12 protein-coding genes are annotated in these 22,606 nt (G+C 73.8%); 10 read left to right on the top strand and 2 right to left on the bottom strand.

All coding sequences use genetic code 11. The features are described 5' to 3' along the window. The first annotated feature begins 38 nt into the window (after window positions 1-38). The gene (locus IE118_RS20760) at window positions 39-848 is read left to right on the top strand and encodes a hypothetical protein (RefSeq protein WP_189559486.1); all 810 of its coding nucleotides are present in this window, start codon (window positions 39-41) and stop codon (window positions 846-848) included. 397 nt (window positions 849-1,245) lie between these two features. On the opposite strand, the gene gabT is transcribed toward IE118_RS20760, so the two are convergent. Beyond that, window positions 1,246-2,580 (bottom strand): 4-aminobutyrate--2-oxoglutarate transaminase, encoded by a 1,335-nt coding sequence (gabT, locus tag IE118_RS20755; protein ID WP_189559485.1) that lies wholly within the window; start codon window positions 2,578-2,580, stop codon window positions 1,246-1,248. 266 nt (window positions 2,581-2,846) lie between these two features. Here gabT and IE118_RS20750 point away from each other — a divergent pair, with 266 nt between their 5' ends. From IE118_RS20750 to IE118_RS20740, 3 genes are all read left to right on the top strand, one after another. Further along, window positions 2,847-5,264 carry an ATP/GTP-binding protein gene (locus tag IE118_RS20750; protein WP_189559484.1) on the top strand — a complete coding sequence of 806 codons (2,418 nt, stop codon included), beginning with the start codon at window positions 2,847-2,849 and terminating at the stop codon, window positions 5,262-5,264. A gap of 120 nt (window positions 5,265-5,384) precedes the next feature. Continuing rightward, window positions 5,385-6,947: a PucR family transcriptional regulator gene (locus IE118_RS20745; protein WP_189559483.1), complete on the top strand. Its 1,563-nt coding sequence runs from the start codon at window positions 5,385-5,387 to the stop codon at window positions 6,945-6,947. A 695-nt stretch (window positions 6,948-7,642) separates the two neighbouring features. Continuing rightward, entirely contained in the window at window positions 7,643-9,088 is a 1,446-nt protein-coding gene (locus IE118_RS20740) for an aldehyde dehydrogenase family protein (RefSeq protein WP_189559482.1), read from the top strand. 96 nt (window positions 9,089-9,184) lie between these two features. Here IE118_RS20740 and IE118_RS20735 read toward each other — a convergent pair whose 3' ends face one another. Then, window positions 9,185-12,025, bottom strand: coding sequence for a glycoside hydrolase family 3 C-terminal domain-containing protein (locus IE118_RS20735; RefSeq protein WP_189559481.1), 2,841 nt, complete (start codon window positions 12,023-12,025; stop codon window positions 9,185-9,187). Window positions 12,026-12,385: 360 nt separating this feature from the next. Between IE118_RS20735 and IE118_RS20730 the strand changes: the two genes are divergently transcribed. From IE118_RS20730 to IE118_RS20705, 6 genes are all read left to right on the top strand, one after another. Beyond that, window positions 12,386-14,077: an extracellular solute-binding protein gene (locus IE118_RS20730; RefSeq protein ID WP_189559480.1), complete on the top strand. Its 1,692-nt coding sequence runs from the start codon at window positions 12,386-12,388 to the stop codon at window positions 14,075-14,077. A gap of 31 nt (window positions 14,078-14,108) precedes the next feature. Then, window positions 14,109-15,143, top strand: coding sequence for an ABC transporter permease (locus IE118_RS20725; protein WP_189559479.1), 1,035 nt, complete (start codon window positions 14,109-14,111; stop codon window positions 15,141-15,143). Further along, window positions 15,140-16,075 (top strand): carbohydrate ABC transporter permease, encoded by a 936-nt coding sequence (locus tag IE118_RS20720; protein ID WP_189559478.1) that lies wholly within the window; start codon window positions 15,140-15,142, stop codon window positions 16,073-16,075. The genes IE118_RS20725 and IE118_RS20720 overlap by 4 nt, the downstream gene beginning before the upstream one ends. Before the next feature lie 122 nt (window positions 16,076-16,197). After that, on the top strand, window positions 16,198-18,390 hold the full coding sequence (locus IE118_RS20715; protein ID WP_189559477.1) for a sialidase family protein: 2,193 nt from the start codon (window positions 16,198-16,200) through the stop codon (window positions 18,388-18,390). Then, complete coding sequence (locus IE118_RS20710) at window positions 18,390-20,360, top strand: beta-galactosidase (protein ID WP_189559476.1); 1,971 nt, start codon at window positions 18,390-18,392, stop codon at window positions 20,358-20,360. Before IE118_RS20715 ends, IE118_RS20710 begins: the two co-directional genes overlap by 1 nt. Then, a complete protein-coding gene (locus tag IE118_RS20705; RefSeq protein WP_189559475.1) occupies window positions 20,357-22,570 on the top strand; it encodes a glycosyl hydrolase family 95 catalytic domain-containing protein in 2,214 nt (737 codons plus the stop codon). Before IE118_RS20710 ends, IE118_RS20705 begins: the two co-directional genes overlap by 4 nt. Window positions 22,571-22,606: the final 36 nt, after the last annotated feature.

Below are 22,606 nucleotides of genomic sequence, written 5' to 3'. Positions count from 1 at the left end.
AGCTTCGCAGGTCGGCGGGGCCCGTAGGCTCACCGCCCGTGAAGCCCATACGAAGGACACGGGAAAAGACACGGCGCGAGCTCTTCACCCGGCTCGAGGACCGGTTCAGGCAGGGGGAGTACGAGGAGGTCGAGGCCACGGCACGCGCGCTCGCCGAGGGCGCCCGGAGTGGCCGGCGGAGGCGGCCCCTGCCGGAGTGGCAGGCCCGGACGCTGGCCACGATGGCGGCCGTCGCGCACGGGCGCGGGGCGGAGGTGCTGGGCGAGCTGGAGACGCTGATCGCCGAGCTGGCACCGGTCGATGTCGAGACGCAGGTCCTGCGGCTGGTGGTGCGCAGGAACCGCCTGGTGGTCCTCTCCGGCCAGGAGCGGTACGAGGAGGCCGAGCGGGAGGCACTGGACATCCTCGGTGAGATATCCCGTCTCGCCCACCTCATCACCCTGGCGAAGCTGGAACTGAGCGCCCTGGGCCTCCTGGCCGGGGCACTGTGCGGGCAGGGCCGCGCCGAGGAGGCGGAGGCCATCGCCCGCGGCAACCTCGCCCGCGCGGGCGACGGCGCCGCGCACCTGCGCGTCGTGCTGGCGCGCAGCCTGAACGGACAGGACAGGTACGAGGAGGCGCTGGCCGAGGCGCGGAGCTGCACGCCGCCACCGGACCGCAAGGACAGCGGACTCCTCGGCCTGGTGACGGCGGAGGCCCTGCTCGGTCTGGGACGCCGCGAGGAGGCGGAGGCGGAGGCCCGCCGGGCACTGGCCGACTGCGGGCGCAGCCTGCATCCCGGGCATCCCCGCATCCGGAAGGCCCGCGCCCTGCTGGACCGCACCACCGGGGAGGAACCCCGCCCCTGAACGCCGAAGGCCGGCGCAAGGGGGGAGTGAGCGCCGGCCTGTCGGGGAACGGCGTGCCGTACGAGACGGACCGCCGTCCGGACCGGAACGCCGCGCGCCCCGGGGGGTGTGGGGCGGGCGACCGTCCGATCGTGAGGAGACCCGGAGCCCTCGGGCCCCGGTTGTGTGTGCGCGAGGGCACGACCAGGTCGAAGCTGGGGAGGCCCCGGCCTGAGCCGTCCACGGTTCCCCGTGGACGGGGTGTATCTCTCATCCGGGGGAAAACCTACGGCAGGGGTCCGCCCCGCGACAGGGCCCACGGCCTCCTGCCATCCACCCCGCACACGTTCTTCACACGCTCCGCCGCCGGCCGGCCGCCGCGCGCCGGGGCAGGCGGCTCACCTGCCCCGATGCCGGCTCAGATGCGCGCGAACGCCTGCTCGATGATGTCGAGGCCCTCGTTCAGCAGGTCCTCGCCGATGACCAGCGGCGGCAGGAAACGCAGCACGTTGCCGTAGGTGCCGCAGGTCAGGACCAGCAGCCCCTCCTGGTGGCAGGCCTTCGCCAGGGCGGCGGTCGCCTCCGGGTTCGGCTCCTTGGTGGCGCGGTCCTTGACCAGCTCGATCGCGATCATCGCGCCGCGGCCGCGGATGTCGCCGATGATGTCGAACTTCTCGGCCATGGCGGTGAGGCGGCCCTTCATGACCGACTCGATGTTCTTGGCCCTGGCGTTGAGGTCCAGTTCCTTCATCGTCTCGATGGAGCCGAGCGCGCCCGCGCAGGCCACCGGGTTGCCGCCGTAGGTGCCGCCCAGTCCGCCCGCGTGCGCGGCGTCCATGATCTCCGCGCGGCCGGTGACGGCGGCCAGCGGCAGACCGCCCGCGATGCCCTTGGCGGTCGTGATCAGGTCCGGGACGATGCCCTCGTCCTCGCAGGCGAACCACTGGCCGGTGCGGCAGAAGCCCGACTGGATCTCGTCGGCGACGAAGACGATGCCGTTGTCCGCGGCGAACTCGCTGATCGCGGGGAGGAAGCCCTTCGCCGGCTCGATGAAGCCGCCCTCGCCCAGCACCGGCTCGATGATGATCGCGGCCACGTTATCGGCGCCGACCTGCTTCGAGATCTGGTCGATGGCCTGCGCGGCGGCCTCCGGGCCGGCGTTCTCCGGGCCGGTCGGCCAGCGGTAGCCGTAGGCCACCGGCACGCGGTACACCTCGGGCGCGAACGGGCCGAAGCCGTGCTTGTACGGCATGTTCTTCGCGGTCAGCGCCATGGTGAGGTTGGTGCGGCCGTGGTAGCCGTGGTCGAACACGACGACCGCCTGACGCCCGGTGTGGGCGCGCGCGATCTTGACCGCGTTCTCGACCGCCTCGGCGCCGCTGTTGAACAGCGCGGACTTCTTGGCGTGGTCGCCCGGGGTCAGCTCGGCGAGCGCCTCGGCGACCGCGACGTAACCCTCGTACGGCGTGACCATGAAGCAGGTGTGCGTGAAGTCGGCGAGCTGGGCGGAGGCGCGCCGCACGACGGCCTCGGCGGAGGCGCCGACGGAGGTCACGGCGATGCCGGAGCCGAAGTCGATCAGCCGGTTGCCGTCGACGTCCTCGATGATCCCCCCGCCGGCCCGTGCGGTGAACACGGGCAGTACGGAGCCCACGCCCTGCGCGACCACGGCGGTGCGGCGGGCCTGCAGCTCCTGCGACTTCGGGCCGGGGATGGCGGTGACGACGCGGCGCTCCTGCGGAAGTGCGGTCATGCGGGGCTCCTGGGGGGTGTAACGGACGCTTTTTCGTTCTTTTCTCGCAGGTTAGGGCCGCCGGCGGGGGCTGGGCATGCTCCATGTGGGCGCTGTGCGGGGCCCGTCGTTGTCCGTGGTGGACATAGCGGGGGCGGACCGCCCGCACGGCGTCCGCCGGGCCCGACCGCCCGCGGCCGGGCCGTGCCATCGCTGGACTCGACCTGCCGGGGCGTTAGATTGACTCGCTGATGGCGGATGGCGCGGCTGCTCAGGGGGCAAGGGCGATGGACAGCGACGGTACCCAGGACGCGCGGGGCACGCATGCCGATCCCGTACCGCGCCCGGCCGGACCACCGGACGTACCGGCGGCACCGCCGCGGCCGAGCGGCACCCCGGGCGTGCCACCCCTGCCCGCGCAGGCGCCCCGCCCGGCGTCCACCGTCGCCGCCTGGCTCGACGCGGCGAGGCCGGACACCCGGCCCGGGATCTGGCGCCACGGCTACCGCCCGCCCGAGCGGTCCCCGGAGCGGCTCGCACCGGTGACGCTCGCGGGCATGCTGGTCCCGCTCGCCCTCGCGGCACTCGTCTGGTCGCTCTGGCAGCGGGGCGTCACCTCGTACCAGATGGCTCCCCTGCGGGCCTTCACGCCGGACGACTGGTGGTGGGCCGGCACCGTCGTCTCGCCCAAGGTGTTCCCGGGGGAGCCCGTGCCGTCCCCGGGGGCGGAGGCCCTCGTCGTCTACGAGGGCCTCTCCTTCGCCGTGCTGGCCGTCGCGGTGGCCGTGCTCGGCAGCTGGCGCGCCATCGTCCGCCACTACGTGGCCCGCCGGCCGCAGCCCGCACGGGCCCTGGTCGCGGCGCTGCTCGCCCTGTTCGTCCTCAGTCTCGTCTTCCCCGACGCGTTCCCGCTCGTCGGATGGTCCCCGGTGCCGGTCGTCGATCCGCTGCTCTCCCTCACCGTGCTGATCACCGACGGCTACGACCTGATGGCGTCCTCCTTCTTCACCAACACGCTGTACACGGTCGTCACGCTGCTCGTGCTCTGGCCGTTCGCCCGCCTGGGCGCCTGGCTGCCGTACGCGAGGGAACTGCTCGCCCCCCGCCGGGGCGGCACCGTCCCCGGCGCCGGTGAGGCCGAGCGCCCCCGCTCCCAGTGGCCGGACCTGCGCGACGCGGGCCTCGGGGAGGCCGCGGACCGGCTCACCGCCGAAGTGGCCGCCGGCCGGATGAACGACGTCGACTGCGCCCGCGTCGCGCACGCCTTCGCCGCCGCCCGGCGCGGCGGCACACCGGCCGCCTTCCGCGACACCGTCCTGCGCCAGGCCGGCGCGGCCTGGACCCACCCCTCCGGTGCCCGTGACCTGCCGCGCCGGACCGCCCGCCACGACCTGCTGACCGCACAGGTGCGCATCGGCAGCTGGGTGGCGGCCGACCGCGCTCCCGAGGCCTACCGCGGCGCCGGCGCGGCCCTCGGCCCGGACGCCCTCGGCACCTCGCTGCTCGCCGTCGGACCCTCCGGCTCCGGCAAGACCCGCACCCTCGTCGAACCGGTGACCGAGGCGCTCGCGCTCCAGGCGCTCACCGGGCGCTGCGCCGTGGTCGCCGTCTCCGCCGCCGGGAGCCCGCTCGGCGCGGACGACGCCTTCGACGTGATCGTGCGGATCGGTGATCCGTCCTCCGTGCACGACCTCGACCCGTACGCCGAGTCCGACGACCCGGACGAGGCGGCCGCCCTGCTCGCCGAGGCACTGGCGGGCGACCTCGACACGGCCGGCACCCGGAGCGCCGCCACCGGTCTGGCCCAGTTGCTCGGCCCGTTCCGGGCGGTGCACGGGCGCTTCCCCACCCTGCCGGAGCTGCGTGAACTGCTGGAGGGGGACGAGACCGCGCTGACCCGGCTGCGGGAGGCGCTCGCCGCGAGCGGCGACGACGTCATGCGGCGCGAACTCGACGCGCGCGCCCGGCAGACGGGAACCCCGGGCGACACGGGACGCACCCTCGCCGACCGGCTGGCCCTGCTGGACCGGCCGGTCTTCGCCGGCTTCTTCGGCGGGGGCGGCCCCGGCAGGCCGTTCTCCCTGCGCGCGATCGCCCACCACCCCCTGCGGGTGCGGATCGACCTGCCCGAGCGCGGCCACGAGGAGGCCGGCCGGCTGATCACCCGGCTGGTGCTCGCGCAGTTCCACGCCGTCGTGGGGGAGGGCCGACGCGCCCACTTCGCCGGCCTGGTCCTGGACGACGCGACCGGCACCGTCACCGCGGAGTCGGTGCGCCGCATCCAGCGGCTGCGGTCGCAGAACGCGGGCGTGCTGCTCGCCCTGCGCACCGTCGCCGACGTCCCCGAGGCACTGCACGGCCCCCTCTACGGAGCCGTGGGCTGCCGCATGGCGTTCGCCGGGGTCACCACCTGGGACGGCAACAGGTTCGCGCAGACCTGGGGCACCGAATGGGTGGAGACCACGGAGGTGGCCAAGCACACCGTCTTCGCCGACCAGCCGATGACGCGTGCCCTGCACGCGCTGCGCAAGCTGGTGACGGGCAAGGCGGTCACCACGGACGCGGTGACGGTGCGCCAGGTCGAGCGGGAACGGTGGTCCGCCTCCGAACTCGCGCACGCGGTGCCCGCGGGGCACGCGGTGCTCTCGCTGACGACCGTCTCGGGCGAGCACGCGCCGCCGCTCCTGGTGGACCTGCGGGGGTGAGCGGCCCGGGCGGCCGGTGACCGTACGGTGAGGCAGAATCGACACAGGCCGTTCATACGCGGCGGCCAAAAAATCGCCGAGTCCTCACCCCCGACGCCGACCCGAAGGCCCAAGGCTCCGATGCCCCCGACGCTCGCCTCGCTCGTCCATCACACCGCGCTCAAGCTGACCGTGCGCGCGGGCGAGGACCGCCTCGACGCGCCCGTCCGCTGGGCACACGCCAGCGAACTCGCCGACCCCGTGCCGTACATGGAGGGCGGGGAACTGCTGCTCATCACCGCGCTCAAGCTGGACGCGGAGGACCGCGAGGCGATGCGCCGCTATGTGAAGCGGCTGGTGGGCGCGGGTGTCGTCGGGCTCGGCTTCGCCGTCGGCGTCCACTACGAGGACATCCCGGACGCCCTCGTCGAGGCGGCCCGCGCGGAGGGACTGCCGCTGCTGGAGGTGCCCCGCCGCACCCCCTTCCTGGCGATCAGCAAGGCGGTGTCCGCGGCCATAGCCGCCGACCAGTACCGCGCGGTGACCGCCGGCTTCGCCGCCCAGCGGGAACTGACCCGGCAGACCCTGACCGACGGGCCGGAGGGACTGCTCGCCGCGCTCGCCGGCCAGGTCGACGGCTGGGCCGCGCTCTACGACGCCTCGGGCGCCCTCGTCGCCACGGCACCGGAATGGGCGGCCCGGCGGGCCGCCCGGCTCACCGCGGACGTCACCCGGCTGCGGGAGCGTCCCGCGCCCGCCTCCTCCGTGGTGGCCGGCCCCGACCACGACGACCGGGTCGAACTGCACTCCCTCGGCACCGGACGCCGCCCCCGCGCGGCGCTCGCCGTCGGCACGGCGGCGGCCCTCGGCACCGCCGAGCGGTACGCCGTCCACTCCGCCGTCGCGCTGCTCACCCTCACCACGGAGCGCTCCCGCTCGCTGCACGCTGCCGAGCAGCGCATCGGCGCGGCGGTGCTGCGCATGCTGCTCGCCGGGGAGCCGGACCACGCCCGCGCGGTGGCCGGGGACCTGTTCGGCAGCCTGCTGGACGCCCCGTTCCGGATCGTGGTGGCCGTCGGCGGTGACGTCGGCGGTGACGGCCTCGGGGCCCTCGCCGAGACCGCGGAGTCCGCCGCCGCCCGCTCCGGCGAGGCGGTCCTGGTGGTGCCGGAGCGGGAGAGGCTGGTCGTGCTGGCCGCGGACGGGGGCGCCGCGGTGGCCGCCGTCTGCGAACACGCCGCCGCGCGGGAGACCGCCCGCAAGACCGACGAGGACGTCCTGGTGATCGGACTGTCCGCCCCGGCCGGCCCGATCGCCGCGTCCGCCGCCTACAAGCAGGCGGAACAGGCGCTCTCGGTGGCCAGACGGCGCGGCAGGGTGCTGGTCGAGCACGAGCACATGGCGGCCGGGTCCGTCCTGCCGCTGCTGGCCGACGACGCGGTCAGGGCGTTCGCCGACGGGCTGTTGCGCGCCCTGCGCGAGCACGACGCGACCGGCCGCGGCGACCTGGTCGCCTCCCTGCGGGCCTGGCTGTCCCGGCACGGCCAGTGGGACGCCGCGGCCGCCGACCTCGGCGTCCACCGCCACACCCTGCGCTACCGGATGCGCCGGGTCGAGGAGATCCTCGGCCGCTCCCTCGACGACCCGGACGTCCGCATGGAGCTCTGGCTGGCCCTGAAGGCGACCTCGCCCGAGACCGGCTGAGCGGCGGGCGGCCCGCGCGTGACGCGGGTGACGTGGGACGGACGTCCGCACGGGGCCGCGGCCGGGCCTGCGGGCGGTGTTGCCCGGAGCCGGCCGAGCGGCAGCCGTCCGGCCCGGCCGATGGCAGCCCCGAGTGCGGGGGCCGGCCGGCGTGAAGTGGTGATTCCCCGGGGGCGGCGCGACGGCCGCAGCCGCCCGGCCCAGCGGGCTGCCGTGCGGCGGCCGTGCGGCGCGGGTCGGGCCGCTGGTGGCGGTGGGCGGGCCGGGTAACGGGTGGTGCGGGTCGGGCCGCGCGGGTGGCGGTGACCCGGGCCGGGCCGCGGTAGGCGGCGGTGCGGGGCGGGCCGCGGGTGGCGGGTGGTGGGCGGCGGTGGGGAGGGCCGGGCCGCGGGTGGTGGGCGGCGGTGGGGCGGGCCGGGCTACGGGTGGTGGCGGTGGTCCGGGTGATGTGCCTGCGCACCGGGGGGCGCTGCACGGTGGTGCGCCGTGTGACCGGGCGGGCAGCCGTGGGGCGGTGTGTCCGGGCCGCGGGGCCGTGAGGGCCCTTGTGGGGCCGCCCCCCCCGCTTTGTGCCGATGCGGCGCACTGGCCCGCCGCATCCGTACGCACCGGACAAGCGTCCGTCCGCCGGGGCGCCCCTACCGTGGTCCCCAGAAATCCAGTACACCCCCTACGCGGAAGGGCCGGGACTCCACATGACTTCCACCCACGCCTTCTGGCTCGCCGGCCGCCGGGCCACCGGTGAGGCCGCCTTCGACGTCACCTCCCCCTGGGACGGCCGGGTCGTCGGGAGCGTGAGCGTGCCGACCGACGCCCAGGTCGAGGAGGCCGTGGCCGCCGCGTACGCGGTACGGGACGAGTTCGCCGCCACCCCCGCCCACGTCCGCGCCGCCGCCCTCGACCACGTCAGCCGGCGCCTCGCCGAGCGCACCGAGGAGATCGCCCGGCTGATCTCCGCCGAGAACGGCAAGCCGATGAAGTGGGCCCGCGGTGAGGTCGGCCGCGCCGTCTCGGTGTTCCGCTTCGCCTCCGAGGAGGCCCGCCGCTTCAACGGCGGTGAGGCGCAGCGCCTGGACACCGACGCCGGCGGCCAGGGCCGGCTGGCGCTCACCCGCCGCTTCCCCAAGGGCGTCGTCCTCGGCATCGCGCCCTTCAACTTCCCGCTGAACCTGTGCGCCCACAAGATCGCCCCCGCGATCGCCGCCGGCGCCCCGATCGTGCTGAAGCCGGCGCCCGCCACGCCCCTGTCCGGGCTGATCCTCGGTGAGCTGCTTGCCGAGACCGAGCTGCCGGCCGGCGCCTGGAGCATCCTCCCGGTGCCCAACAACCGCATGCCCGCCCTCGTCCAGGACGAGCGGCTGCCGGTGATCTCCTTCACCGGCTCCGAGAAGGTCGGCTACGCCATCATGGACTCGGTGCCGCGCAAGCACTGCACCCTGGAGCTGGGCGGCAACGGCGCGGCGGTCGTCCTCGCCGACTTCGCAGGCGACGAGGACCTGGACCGGGCCGCGCAGCGCATCGCGACCTTCTCCAACTACCAGGGCGGCCAGTCCTGCATCTCCGTGCAGCGGGTGATCGCCGACGCCTCCGTGTACGACCGGCTGCTGCCGCGCATCGTCGCCGCCGTCGAGGCGCAGGTCACCGGTGACCCGGACGACGACGCCACCGACGTCGGCCCGCTGGTCAGCGAGGAGGCCGCGCGGCGCGTCGAGGCGTGGGTGCAGGAGGCCGTGGAGGCGGGTGCCACCCTCCACACCGGCGGCAAGCGCGACGGCGCCTCGTACGCCCCGACCGTGCTCACCGACGTGCCGGCCGACGCGACGATCGCCTGCGAGGAGGTCTTCGGGCCGGTGCTGACCGTGCAGAAGGTGGACGGCGAGGCCGCCGCCTTCGCCGCCGTCAACGACTCCAAGTACGGCCTCCAGGCGGGCGTGTTCACCCACGACCTGCAGACCGCGTTCCGGGCGCACCGCGCCCTGGAGGTCGGCGGTGTGGTCGTCGGCGACGTGCCCTCCTACCGCGCCGACCAGATGCCGTACGGCGGTGCCAAGCAGTCCGGGGTGGGCCGTGAGGGCGTCCGGTTCGCGATGGAGGACTACACCTACGAGCGGGTGATGGTCCTCACCGGTCTGGACCTCTAGGCGGGACGTCCCGCCGGTAGGGGAAGGGGCCCGGCCCGGCAGCGTCGAAGCTGTCGGTGCCGGGCCCCTTCCTTCGTGCCGGCCGCCTCCGGACCCTCAGCCGGAGAAGCCGGCCCGCGCGAGCCGCAGCGGGCCGCGCAGCCTCACGCGCACGTCGTGCACGCCGTCGACGGCGGCGCACGACGCGCGGAGCGTGGTGTAGTCGTACGGTCCCGCCGTGGGGACCCGGGTCGACAGCGAGGCGAGCACCGGGCCGTCGGCGAGCGAGAACTCGACCGTTCCCTCGCCGGACACGTCCGCCGTCACCCGCGTCACGCCCGAGCCGAAGTCACAGCCGCGGAAGAGCAGTTCGCCCTCCTTGCCGGCCACGGCGGTGACCGAGTCGCCGGCCGTCCTCGTCCGGTCGACGATCACGGTACCGCTCTCCTCGTCGAAGTCGGCGGCGTCCAGGCCGCGTTCGACGACGGGGCGCGGGACGGCCGGCTCGCCCTCCAGCGTGAGGGTGGCGCGCACCCGGACGTCCTCGCTGGAGGCCCCGGCCAGCAGCTCGTACGCCCCCGGCTCCACCCGCCACCGGCCGGCCGCCACGTCCCGGAACGCGAAGGCGGACAACGGCAGCACGAAGGACAGTTCGGCCGTCTCCCCGGGCGCCAGCGTCACCCTCCGGTGGGCCAGCAATTCGCGCCGCGGACGGGGCACCGACGGGTCGGCGGCCCGGACGTACAGCTGGGCCACCTCGTCGGCGGTGACGGCACCGGTGTTGGTGACGGCCAGCCCGGCCCGTACCGTCCCGTCCTCGACCCGTGCGGTCAGCCCGCCGTAGGAGAAGGACGCGTAGGACAGGCCGTGGCCGAACGGGAACAACGGTGTGCCCTCGAAGTACAGGTAGGTCTGCCGGGATCCGATCACGTCGTAGTCGAGGAGGTCCGGCAGGTCGGCGTCGTCGGCGTACCAGGTCTGCGGCAGCCGGCCGGCGGGGGAGACGTCACCGGCGAGCACCCGGGCCAGGGCGGTGCCCGCCGCCTGACCGCCGTGCGCGGTCCACAGGACCGCCGGGAGGTCCGCCGGGTCCACCGCGTACGGGTAGGCGGAGACCAGCGCCAGCACCGTGTGCGGGTTGGCGGCCCGGGCCGCGCCCAGCAGCGCCTCCTGCTGGGCGGGCAGGCGCAGCGTCGTACGGTCCTGCGTCTCGCGCCCGTTGATGTGCGGGTCGTTGCCCGCGACCACCACGACCACGTCGGCGCCGGCCGCGGCACGTGCCACCGCGTCCTCCCCGCGCTCGACGACGACGAGTTCGAAGACCTCGGGTTCCTCCCCGGCAACCTTCACGCCGTCGGCGGCGACCTGCACATGGCGTCCCGTTCCCACGTGCCTGAGGAGGTGTCCGTCCCCGTGCGGTTCCAGCCGGAACGTCTCCTGCACGACCCAGCCGCCCGGCTGGTCGGCGGAGGCGCGGACGTACCCGTCCTCGGCGACCGAGAGGTAGCGGCCGTCGGGCGCCCGCAGGGTGAGCACGCCCCCGCCCCAGTCGGCCAGGGCCAGTTCGGTGCCCTCCTCGCCCGAGGTCAGCGGCGGCAGGTCGGTACGGCCGGCGAGCAGCGCCGGGTCGAGGGCGCCCTCGGCGCCGCGCGCCTCCCCGGGGGCGGCGGAGGCGGGCGGCACATGCAGGAAGGCGCCGGTGGAGGTCCTCAGCAGGACCCGGTCCACCCCCTCGGCGAACTCCACGCGGTCCGCGCCGAACCGCTCGTACAGGCCCTCCAGCGGGGTGGAGCGGTGGATGAGGCTGCCGCTGTACCAGTCGAGCTTGCACTCGTCGGCGAGCAGTCCGACGACGGCGACGCGGGTGTCCGGGGCGAGCGGCAGGAGGCCGTCGTTCTTCAGCAGCACGACCGCCTGCTCGGCGGCCTCCAGGGCGAGCGCCCGGTGCTCCGGGGTGTCGAAGGGCTGCTCCCCGGCGTAGGGGTCCGCGCCCGGGTCGAACTCGCCCAGCCGGAACCGCACCGAGAGCTGCCTGCGGACGGCCGCGTCGATGTCGGCCTCCGTCAGCAGGCCCTGCTCCAGCGCGCCCTTCACCCGTCCGATGATCTTCGAGCTGTCGGTGCCGTGGTCGGTGAAGCTGTCGACCCCGGCCCGCAGGGCCGCCGCGGTGGCCTCCTCATGGGTGTCGAAGTAGTGCTCGGAGTCGACCAGGTTGGACGGCGCGCCCGCGTCCGAGCAGACCAGCAGCTCCTCCCCGGTCCAGGAGCGCAACTGCTCCCGCAGGTACGGCGAGACGTGGTTGGGACGGCCGTTGACCAGGTTGTACGCCGGCATGACCCCGGCCACGGCGCCCGCCTCGACCGCCTCCCGGAAGGCCCGCAGGTCGTACTCGTGCAGGACGCGCGGGCGCACGGAGGAGGACGAGGTGTCGCGGTCCGTCTCGTTGTTGTGCGCCAGCCAGTGCTTGAGCACCGGCGCCGTGCGCCAGTACACGGGGTGGTCGCCGCGCAGGCCGTGGGTGTAGGCGGTGGCGATCGCGGAGGTCAGCTTCGGGTCCTCCGAGTAGCCCTCCTCGTTGCGGCCCCACAGGGGGTGCCGCAGCAGGTTGACGGTCGGGGCCCAGACGTTGAGGCCGACGCGCTCGTCCCGGGCGCGCATGGCGCGCGCCTCGCGGGAGACGGCCTCGCCCACCCGGCGCACCAGCTCCTCGTTCCACGTCGCGCCCAGGCCCACGGCCTGCGGGAACACCGTCGCCGGGCCCATCCAGGCGACCCCGTGCAGGGCTTCCTGGCCGGTGCGGAAGGCGGCGATGCCCAGACGCTCGACGGCCGGCGCGAACTGGTGCAGAAGTCGGGTCTTCTCGTCGAGGGTCAGCCGCGACAGAAGGTCGTCGATGCGCTTCGCGAACGGCAGTGCCGTATCGCGGAAAGGCGGCGTGGTCGGCGTGGGTGCGGTCACGTGGAGGTCCCCTCGGGATGGAGCGGCGAGGCGCTTTCGAAGCGCTTCGATGCTCATTCGAGGCAGGGGTGGGTGTCAAGGGATCCAGGGGTACCGGATCGGGCGCTCCTCAGGCGGTTCTCCCCTCTCACACCCGCGTCGCGATCACGTATACATCCGAGGAATCTTGGATGTGACCCTTGTGTGCCCCTGGGTGTTCACTTAACCTCGCAGCAACATCGAAGCGCTTCGACTGTGAGGCCCGCCGCGTGCGGTGCGACTCCCGCCGAACGACCGCTTCGGCTCAGCCAGTTCCACTGAAGACACCGCAGCCGACGGCCCCCTGCCGGGTGTCCTGGTGCGCCATGAAGGGTTGACGCAATGACGCCGAACGCCTCCCACTCCTCCGGACCCAGCCGGAGAAGCTTCCTCGCCTCCACGGCGGTCGCCACCGCAGCGGTGGCGGGAGGAATGCCGTTGCTCGCGGCATGCGGCGGATCCGACGGGGGTTCGCGGGACGGCACCACGTCCGGCAAGGACGCCAAGAAGATCCTCCCGGCGTACGTGGCGAGCAACGTGGTCACCCCCGACATCCCCAGCAAGAACGGCTCCGCGGTCGGTTTCACCAGCAAGCTCGACCTTGCGGGCCTCAAGACGTCGGTGCCCGAGAAGCTGGGCAAGGGCGGCAAGGTCACCGTCATGTCCCCGTTCTGGGGCTCCCCGCCCAAGGACGGCAACGCCTACTACACGTCGATGAACGAGCTCATCGGCGTCGACGTGGTCTGGCAGAACCAGGACGGCAACACCTACGACCAGAAGCTGGGCGCGGTGCTCGCCTCCAGCGAGGTGCCCGACGTGGTGGTGGTGCCCGGCTGGAACATGACGGGCAAGATCCCCAGCGCCGTCATCAGCAAGTTCGCCGACCTCGGCCCGTACCTGTCCGGCGACGCCGTCAAGGACTACCCGAACCTCGCGGCGATCCCCACCGACGCCTGGCAGCGGTCCATCTTCGGCGGCAAGCTGCGCGGCCTGCCCATGCCGTCCTCGTACGTCACCGGCATCGTCCCGCTCTACCGCCAGGACATCTTCGAGAAGGAGGGCTACGAAGTCCCCCGCTCGTGCGACGAGTTCCTGGCCCTGGCCAAGGAGGCCACCAGCGCCAAGGCCAAGCGCTGGGCCTGCCTGGACATGAAGTGGACCGCCTTCAACGCCTTCGGCGTGCTCTCCGGCGAGGAGAAGTCGCTCGGCTGGAACGAGGTCGACGGCAAGCTGATCTACCGCATCGAGACCGAGGAGTACCTCGAGGCGCTGGAGTGGACGCGCAAGCTGTTCGCCGCCGGCGTGGTGCACCCCGACGCCGCGCTGGGCAAGAGCAACGCCAACGACCCCGGCCCCAAGTTCGCCGCCGGCGAGTTCATCATCTACAACCAGGACTCCTCGCAGTGGTGGAGCCGCACCGCGGAACAGGCGGTGCAGAACCCGGAGTTCAAGATCTGGGGGATGGACGTCTTCGGCCACGACGGCGGTGACCCCACGCTGTGGGCCAAGAACCCGGCCGGCATCTTCGCCTTCGTCAACAAGAAGGCCTCCGAGGCCGTGATCCGTGACGTGCTGGCCGTCGCCAACGTCACCGCCGCGCCGTACGGCACCAAGGAGTACATGGCCACCAACTACGGCGTGGAGGGCACCCACTACACCGTCAAGGACGGCGTGCCCACCAAGACCGACCAGGGCAACATCGACGTGATGAACGCCTTCGTGATGATCGCGAGCCCCGCCGCGACCATCGCCCACCCCGACTTCCCCGAGGTCGCCAAGGGCCAGGTGGAGTGGCAGCAGCGGATGGGCGCCTTCACGAGGAAGTCGTCCTTCTACGGCATGCAGATCACCGAACCCGCCCGCTACACCAACCTCTCCAACGACTTCGAGCAGCTGGAGGACGACGTCGTCCGCGGCCGCAAGAAGATCAGCGACGTGCAGCAGGCCGTCTCCGACTGGAAGAGCAAGGGCGGGGACGAGCTCCGCGACTGGTACAGGAAGATCCTCGACGAGAACGGCACGGCGGCCGGCTGACCGGGTACGAGGCGAGGCAAGGAGATCCGCCGTGTCCCACAGCACGGTGCCTCGGACGGACACCGAGGCCGAAGCGAAGGAGAACACCCCGGCGGCGCACGGCGGCACCGCCGGGGCCACCGGGAAACCACCCGCCGGGAAGCTCGGTCTCCGGGTGAGGTTCCGACGCGATCGCGTCCTGCTCCTGATGACCCTGCCGGCCGTGCTGCTGGTACTGCTCTTCAACTACGTGCCGATCCTCGGCAACGTCGTCGCGTTCCAGGAGTACGACCCCTACATCAGTGACAACGGCGTCGTCTCCATGCTGCACAGCCCCTGGGTGGGCCTGGAGAACTTCCAGCGGATCTTCGAGGACTCCGCCTTCTGGAACGCGGTGCGCAACACGCTGGTGCTGTTCTTCCTCCAGCTGGTGCTGTACTTCCCGATCCCCATCCTGCTCGCGCTGCTCATCAACAGCGTGGTCAGGCCCCGGGTGCGGGCGGTCTCGCAGGCCATCCTCTACCTGCCGCACTTCTTCTCGTGGGTGCTGGTCGTCGCCGTGTTCCAGCAGCTGTTCGGCGGTGCCGGGCTGCTGTCCCAACTGCTGCGCGACCACGGCTACGACGGGCTCAGCCTCATGACCGACCCGGACACCTTCGCGTTCCTGGTCACCGCGCAGAGCGTGTGGAAGGACGCCGGCTGGGGGATCATCGTCTTCCTCGCCGCGCTGGCCTCGGTCAGCCCCGACCTGTACGAGGCCGCCGCGATGGACGGCGCCGACCGCTGGCGCCGCATGTGGCACGTCACGCTTCCGGCGCTGCGCCCGGTCATCGCCCTGCTCCTCGTGCTGCGCGTCGGCGACGCCCTGACGGTCGGATTCGAGCAGATCCTGCTGCAGCGCGACGCCGTCGGACCGGGAGCCGCGGAGGTCCTCGACACCTTCGTGTGGTGGAACGGCGTGCGCAACCAGGACTTCGGCTACGCGGCCGCGGCGGGGCTCGTCAAGGGCGTCATCAGTCTCGGCCTGGTCCTGATAGCGAACAAGGTGGCCCATCTCATGGGCGAGCAGGGGGTGTACAAGAAGTGACCGCCGTCATCGACAGGTCCGCACGCACGCCCGGCCGCTGGGCGGCCCCGCCCCGGCCGGTGTGGGAGGAGCCGCCCAGCCGGGCCGGACTGGCCGGCAAGGGACTGGTGCTGCTCCTCGCCTGCCTGGCCATCCTGTTCCCGCTGTGGATCGTCGTGGTCACCAGCCTGTCCACGCGCAAGGCCATCGACGAGGCCGGCGGGCTGGTGATGATCCCGACGGACATCACCTTCGTCGCCTACCAGGAACTGCTCAGCGGCGGACAGGTCACCCGGGCCGCGCTCGTCAGCGTCGGGATCACCCTGGTCGGCACCGCGTTCTCGATGACGGTGTCGGTGCTGTGCGCCTACGGACTGTCCCGCACCGGGTCGCTCGGCCACCGCTGGATCCTCATGCTGCTGCTGGCCACGATGTTCTTCAGCGCCGGCCTCATCCCCACCTACCTGCTGGTGCAGTCCCTGGGCCTGACGGACACCTACCTCGCCCTGATCCTGCCCAGCGCGATCAGCGTCTTCAACATCCTGGTGCTGCGCGGCTTCTTCATGGGCATCTCGCAGGAGCTGATCGACAGCGCCCGCATCGACGGTGCGGGCGACCTGCGCATCCTGTGGCAGATCGTGCTGCCGCTGTCCCGCGCGGTCGTCGCCGTGATCACGCTGTTCTACGCCGTCGGGTACTGGAGCGCCTGGTTCAACGCCTCCCTGTACCTCAACGACCAGGACATGCTGCCGCTGCAGAACGTCATGATCCAGCTGGTGCAGAAACAGGAGGCCCCGGTCGGCCTCGGCCAGGCGATCAAGACGGGTGAACTCTCCGGCCTCGCGGTGCAGATGGCCGTGATGGTGATGGCGCTGCTGCCGGTGGCCGTGTTGTCGCCGTTCGTCCAGAAGCACTTCAGGAAGGGCATGCTCACCGGCGCGGTGAAGGGCTGACGCCCTGGTCCCTCCGGGCGGGTCGCGCCGCCTCCCGGCCGCGGGTCCCGTGTGGCCGATCGCGCCGCTCCCCGCGCCCCTTCCGGTTTCCCCACTCATCCCCTCACAGGCGAGGTTCTGCCATGCTTACGCCCTCCCTGAGCCGGCGTGCCGTTCTTGCCGGAGCGGCGGCTGCCGCCGCTGTCCCCCTTGCCGCCGGTCACGCGCGGGCCGCCGAGACCGCCGGCTACCGCTGGCGCAACGTCGTCATCGGCGGGACCGGCTTCATCACCGGTGTGCTGTTCCACCCGCGGGTGCGCGGGCTCGCCTACGCCCGGACCGACATCGGGGGCACCTACCGCTGGGACGACCGGCGCGAGCGCTGGGTCCCGCTGCTCGACCACATCGGGTGGGACGACTGGAACCTCCTCGGTGTCGAGGCGATGGCGGTCGATCCGGCGCACCCGGACCGGCTCTACCTGGCCTGCGGCACCTACGCCCAGTCGTGGGGGAGCAACGGCGCCGTGCTGCGCTCGGAGGACCGCGGGGCCACCTGGCGGCGCACCGACCTCACCGTGAAGCTCGGCGCCAACGAGGACGGCCGGGGCACCGGTGAGCGGCTGCTCGTCGACCCCCGGGACAGCGACACGCTGTGGCTGGGCACCCGGCACGACGGGCTGCTCAGGTCGGCCGACCGGAGTGCCACCTGGGCGCCGGCGAACGGCTTCCCGGCCACCCCCCTGGCCACCGGCCAGGGCGTCACGCTCCTCGTCGCCGCCGGGCGCACCGTCTACGCCGGCTGGGGCGACGGCGGCGCCGCCAACCTGTTCCGCACGTCCGACGGCACGACGTGGGAGGCCGTCCCGGGCCGGCCGTCCGGCACCGCGGCGCGCGTGCCGATCCGGGCCGCCTACGACCGGCACACCCGCGAGCTGTACGTGACCTACGCCGACGCGCCCGGCCCCAACGGCCAGTCCGACGGCAGCGTGCACCGGCTGAGCACGGCCGGCGGCACCTGGACCGAGGTCACGCCGGTCACGCCGGGCGGCACGACCGGTGAGGGAGGAGGCGCCGACACCTTCGGCTACGGCGGCGTCGCCGTGGACGCCCGCCGCCCCGGCACCGTCGTCGTCTCCACCAACAACCGCTGGGCGGCGGTCGACACGCTGTACCGCTCCACCGACGGGGGCCGCAGCTGGCGCTCGCTGAAGGACACCGCCGTGCTCGACGTCTCCGAGACGCCCTACCTGAAGTGGGGCGGGGACGAGCCCAAGTTCGGCTGGTGGATCCAGGCCCTCGCCCTCGACCCGTACGACTCGCAGCACCTCGTGTACGGCACCGGCGCCACCCTCTACGCCACCCGCGACCTGCGCCACTGGGCGCCGCGCGTCCGCGGCCTGGAGGAGGCGTCCGTGACCCAGCTGGTCTCGCCCCCGGCCGGGCGGGCGCACCTGATCAGCGGCTCGCGGGACATCGGCGTGATGTACCACGAGCGGCTCACCTCGTCCCCCGCCGCGGGCATGGCGACGAACCCCGTCTTCGGATCGGCGACGGGCCTGGCCCAGGCGGCCCGCAGACCGTCCTGCGTCGTCCGGACGGGCTGGGGCGAGAACGGCAACGGCGCCGTCTCCCACGACGGCGGGCGGACCTGGGCGCCGTTCGCGAGCCAGCCCGGCATCGCCGAGGACGCACCGGGCCCGATCGCCGTCAACGCCGACGGCAGCGTGCTGCTGTGGTCCTTCGTGCACTGGGACGGCACCGCGTACCCCGCCCACCGCTCCGCGGACGGCGGCGCCACCTGGTCCGAGGTCCCCTCCTTCCCCGAGGGCGCCGTGCCGGTCGCCGACCCGGTCGACCCGGCCCTGTTCTACGCGTACGACACCGGCACGGGAACGCTGCTCGCCAGTACGGACGGCGGCCGGTCCTTCGCCGCCCGCGCGGGCGGCCTGCCCGCCGGCGACACCCAGTTCAAGGTGGCCGCGGCACCCGGCCGCACCGGCGACCTGTGGCTGAGCGCCAAGTGGAACGGGCTGTACCGCTCCACCGACGGGGGCGGGAGCTTCACGAAGGCGGAAAGCTGCTGGGCCTCCTACACCCTCGGCTTCGGCAAGGCCGCCGACGGCGCCGGATACCCGGCGGTCTACCAGGTCGGCTCCACCGAGGCGATCACCGCCGTGTACCGCTCCGACGACGAGGCGAGAACCTGGGTGCGCATCAACGACGACGACCACCAGTGGGGCTGGACCGGCGAGACCGTCACCGGCGACCCGCGCGTCCACGGCCGGGTCTACCTCGCCACCAACGGGCGCGGCATCCAGTACGGAGAGCCCGCCTGATGCCACACCTGAACGACGTCACCCGCGGCCGCCTCCTCTACGGCGGCGACTACAACCCCGAGCAGTGGCCCGAGGAGACCTGGCACGAGGACGTCCGCCTGATGGAGCGGGCCGGCGTCAACACCGTCACCCTCGGCGTCTTCTCCTGGTCCAGGATCGAACCGGCCCCCGGACAGCGGGACTTCGGCTGGCTGGACCGGCTGATGGACCTGATGCACGAACACGGCGTCGGGGTCGTCCTCGCCACCCCCACCGCATCGCCGCCGCCCTGGATGGGCCACCTCCACCCCGACACCCTGCCCCGCGACGCCGACGGCCGGACCGAGTGGTGGGGCGGACGCCAGCACTTCTCGCACTCCAGCGCCACCTACCGCCGCTACGCCGCCGCCGTCACCGAGGACCTGGCCGTCCGCTACGCCGGCCACCCGGCCCTCACCCTGTGGCACATCAACAACGAGTACTGCACCTACGACTTCGGCGACGAGGCCGCCGCCCGCTTCCGCGACTGGCTGCGCCACCGCCACGGCACGCTCGACGCCCTCAACACCGCCTGGGGCACCGCCTTCTGGAGCCAGGGCTACGGCGACTGGGCCGAGGTGCTGCCGCCCCGGCACGCCCACTACATGAAGAACCCCGCCCAGGTGCTGGACTTCAAGCGCTTCACGTCCGACATGCTCCTGGAGTGTTACACCGCCGAACGCGACATCGTCCGCCGGCACACCCCGCACCTCCCGGTCACCACCAACTTCATGCCGCTGTGGGCCGGTCAGGACGCCTGGCGCTGGGCCGAGGAGGAGGACGTCGTCTCCGTCGACCTCTACCCCGACCCCCGCGACCCGTCCGGCGCCCAGAGCGGCGCCCTGGTCCAGGACATGACCCGCTCCCAGGCCCGCGGCCCGTGGATGCTCATGGAGCAGGCGGCCGGACCGGTCAACTGGCGCCGGGTGAACCACCCCAAGCCGCGCGGGCTCAACCGGCTGTGGTCGCTCCAGGCCGTGGCGCGGGGCGCGGACGCCGTCTGCTACTTCCAGTGGCGCCAGTCCCGGCAGGGCGCCGAGAAGTTCCACTCCGGCATGGTCGGCCACGCCGGCGAGCGGGGCCGTACGTTCCAGGAGGTCGAGCGGCTCGGCGCGGACCTCGCCCGGATCGCCCCGCACGTCAGCGGGAGCGGCGTCACCGCCGACGTCGCCGTGCTGCACGACTGGCACTCCTGGTGGGCGGGCGACCAGGAGGGCCGCCCGTCCCGCGAGGTCGACTACCCGGGGGTCCTGGGCGCCTGGCACCGGGCCCTGTGGCAGGCCGGCCTCACCACCGACTTCGCCCACCCCGTCCACGACCTGTCCGGCTACCGGCTGGTCGTCGTCCCCCAGCTCTACCTCCTCACGGACGCGGCCCTCGACAACCTCCTGGCGTACGTCCGCGGCGGCGGCACCCTCGTCTGCGGGTTCCTGACCGGGGTCGCGGACCAGGACGACCGGGTGCGGCCCGGTGGCATGGACGCCCGGCTGCGCGAGCTGTTCGGCATCCGCACGCTGCACGAGTGGTGGCCGCTGGAGCCGGGGGAGACCGCCGCGTGCGAGGGCGGCCTGCGCGGCACCCTGTGGTCCGAGGAACTGGAGCCCGACGGCACCGCGGACGAGACCGTCGCCTACCGGGGCGGCGAACTCGACGGACTGCCCGCCGTACTGCGCAAGGGACGCGCCTGGTACGTCTCCACGCTCCCCGAACCCGGGGCCCTGCGCGCCCTGCTGGCCCGCGTCGCCGCCGGCGCCGGGGTGCGCCCGGTGCTCGACGGCCTCCCGGACGGGGTCGAGGCGGTGCGCCGGGGCGAGCTGCTGTTCCTGCTCCACCACGGCCGCGAGCCGGTCACCGTGGACGTCCCCGGCACCCACCGCGACCTCCTGACGGAGACGACCGTGACCGACCGGATCACCCTGGACCGCTACGGCGTGGCGGTGCTGCGGCCATGAGCGCCACGCCCGTCCACGGAACCTGGGAGCCCCGTCCGGCCGCCCGCTGGGAGGACGCCTTCCTGAGCGGCAACGGCCACCACGGCGCCCTCGTGTTCGGCGACCCGGACGACGAGCGCACCGTCGTCACCCACCACACCCTCGTCCGCCCGGGCGAGGGCGACGACCGGTACCGGCTGCCGCCCCCGCTGGCCGGACGGCTCGAAGGCCTCCGGGACCGGCTGCTGGCGGGCGACACGGCCGCCGCCGAGGAGTTCACCGACGGCCGCCCCCTGACCTGGGTGCGCCCCTTCCACCCGGCCTTCCGGATCCGGGCGCGCCGCCCGGAGGGCGACCGGGACCCCTCCGGGTACCGCCGCGGCGTCGACTTCTCCACCGGCGTCGCGGAGGCCACCCGTGGCGACCGGACCAGCCGCGTCTTCGTCTCCCGCGCCGACGACGTGATCGTCCAGTACGTCACCGGCGCCGGACTCTCCCTGGACATCTCCCTCGACCACCGGCTCCCCGGTGCCCCTGCCGGCCTGGCCGTCGGCCACGGAGCCGTCCTCACCCCGGAGGGCGCCCTGCTGAGCCTGCGCGCCCGCTACCCCGGCAGCGACCTCGCCTACACGGGCGTCACCCTCGTCGCCGTCACCGGCGGCACGACCGCCCTGGCCCCGCCCGGCGTGCGCGTCACGGGCGCACGCTCGGTGCTGCTGCTCACCCGGGTGCGCCGGCACACCGGCGAGGCGGACGTGCTCGCCGAGGGCCGCGCCCTGCGCGACCTGCTCGACGACGCGCCCGGCACCGCGTACGACAGCCTCCTCGCCCGCCATCTGCCGCCGCACCGCACCGCCTACGCACGCGTCACCCTCGACCTCGCCGCGGACCCGGACGAACGCGCGCTGGCGGGCTCCGAACTGCTCACCCGGCCCCGCAGCGCCGCCCTGCTCGAACGGCTCTTCGCCGCCGGCCGCTACCACCTGCTGTCCTCCAGCGGCCTGCTGCCGCCCCGGCTCACCGGCCTGTGGACCGGCGACTGGGACACCGCCTGGTCCGGCGCCTTCACCCACGACGCCAACCTCAACCTCCAGACCGCCTCCGCCGCCGCGGCCGCCCTTCCCGAGGTCACCGAGGCGCTGGCCGCCCTGATCCGGCGCCAGCTGCCCGACTGGCGGGACAACGCCCGCACGGTGTTCGGCGCCCGGGGCGTCGTCGCGCCCGCCCACAGCGACGGAGAGTCCGGGCACGCGTACCACTTCAGCCGCGAGTACCCGCTCCACCTGTGGACGGCGGGCGCCGACTGGCTGCTCAAGCCCCTCGTCGACCACGACGAGACCCGGGGCGAACGCGACCCGCGCACCGCCGCCGCGCTCGCCGACGTCGCGCTCTTCTACGAGGACTTCCTCACCCGCACCGATGACGACGGCCGGCCGGTCGTCGTCCCCTCCTACTCGCCGGAGAACCGGCCCGCCAACGCGAGCTGGGGCACCGTCAACGCGGCCATGGACCTCTCCGCCGCCCGCCACGCCCTGCGGACCGCCGCCGCCTACGACCCCGAACACGCCGACCGCCGGCGGGCCCTCGCCGACCGGCTCCCCCCGCACCGCGTCAACGCCGACGGCGCGCTCGCCGAATGGGCGTGGCCCGGCCTGGAGGACTCCTACGACCACCGCCACCTCAGCCACCTCTACGGCGTCTGGCCCCTGGACGAGATCACCCCCTACGACACCCCGGACCTGGCCGCCGCCGCCCACCGCGCCCTCGAACTGCGCGGCGCCGAGAACGACTCGGCGCACGGGCACCTGCACCACGCGCTGATCGCGGCCCGCCTCCGGGACGGGGGGCGGGTCGCCCACGCGCTCGGCCGGGTCCTCGACGGTGACTTCTTCCACGACTCCCTGATGAGCGCGCACTACCCGCACCGCCACGTCTACAACGCCGACGCCGCCCACACCCTGCCCGCCGTGCTGATCGAGGCGCTCGTCCAGTCCACCCCCGACCGGCTGGTCCTGCTCCCCGCCCCCCTCCCCGCGTACCCGAACGGCCGGCTGAGCGGGATCCGCACCCGCTTCGGCGCCGTACTCGACCTCACCTGGTCCCCGGACGGCGCCACCGCCGTCGTCCGGCCGTCCCGCACCCACCGCGTCACCCTGTGGACTTCCGCCGGCGCCGAACCGCTCGACCTGGTCGCCGGAGAAGACCGCGTCCTCACGCCGAGGACGCGGTGACCCCCCGCACCTCCCCCCACCCATGGAAGGAACACC

The organism is Streptomyces pilosus (assembly GCF_014649835.1).
Taxonomy (GTDB): domain Bacteria; phylum Actinomycetota; class Actinomycetes; order Streptomycetales; family Streptomycetaceae; genus Streptomyces; species Streptomyces pilosus.
The sequence above is the reverse complement of the archived record's forward strand: the minus strand, read 5'-3'. Positions and strand labels throughout refer to the sequence as shown.

What these genes read in the sequence shown, in the direction of transcription:
- gabT (WP_189559485.1), bottom strand. Translation starts at nt 2,580, where the DNA reads ATGACCGCACTTCCGCAGGAGCGCCGCGTCGTCACCGCCATCCCCGGC.
- IE118_RS20705 (WP_189559475.1), top strand. Translation starts at nt 20,357, where the DNA reads ATGAGCGCCACGCCCGTCCACGGAACCTGGGAGCCCCGTCCGGCCGCC.
- IE118_RS20745 (WP_189559483.1), top strand. Translation starts at nt 5,385, where the DNA reads ATGCCCCCGACGCTCGCCTCGCTCGTCCATCACACCGCGCTCAAGCTG.
- IE118_RS20730 (WP_189559480.1), top strand. Translation starts at nt 12,386, where the DNA reads ATGACGCCGAACGCCTCCCACTCCTCCGGACCCAGCCGGAGAAGCTTC.
- IE118_RS20740 (WP_189559482.1), top strand. Translation starts at nt 7,643, where the DNA reads ATGACTTCCACCCACGCCTTCTGGCTCGCCGGCCGCCGGGCCACCGGT.
- IE118_RS20715 (WP_189559477.1), top strand. Translation starts at nt 16,198, where the DNA reads ATGCTTACGCCCTCCCTGAGCCGGCGTGCCGTTCTTGCCGGAGCGGCG.
- IE118_RS20710 (WP_189559476.1), top strand. Translation starts at nt 18,390, where the DNA reads ATGCCACACCTGAACGACGTCACCCGCGGCCGCCTCCTCTACGGCGGC.
- IE118_RS20750 (WP_189559484.1), top strand. Translation starts at nt 2,847, where the DNA reads ATGGACAGCGACGGTACCCAGGACGCGCGGGGCACGCATGCCGATCCC.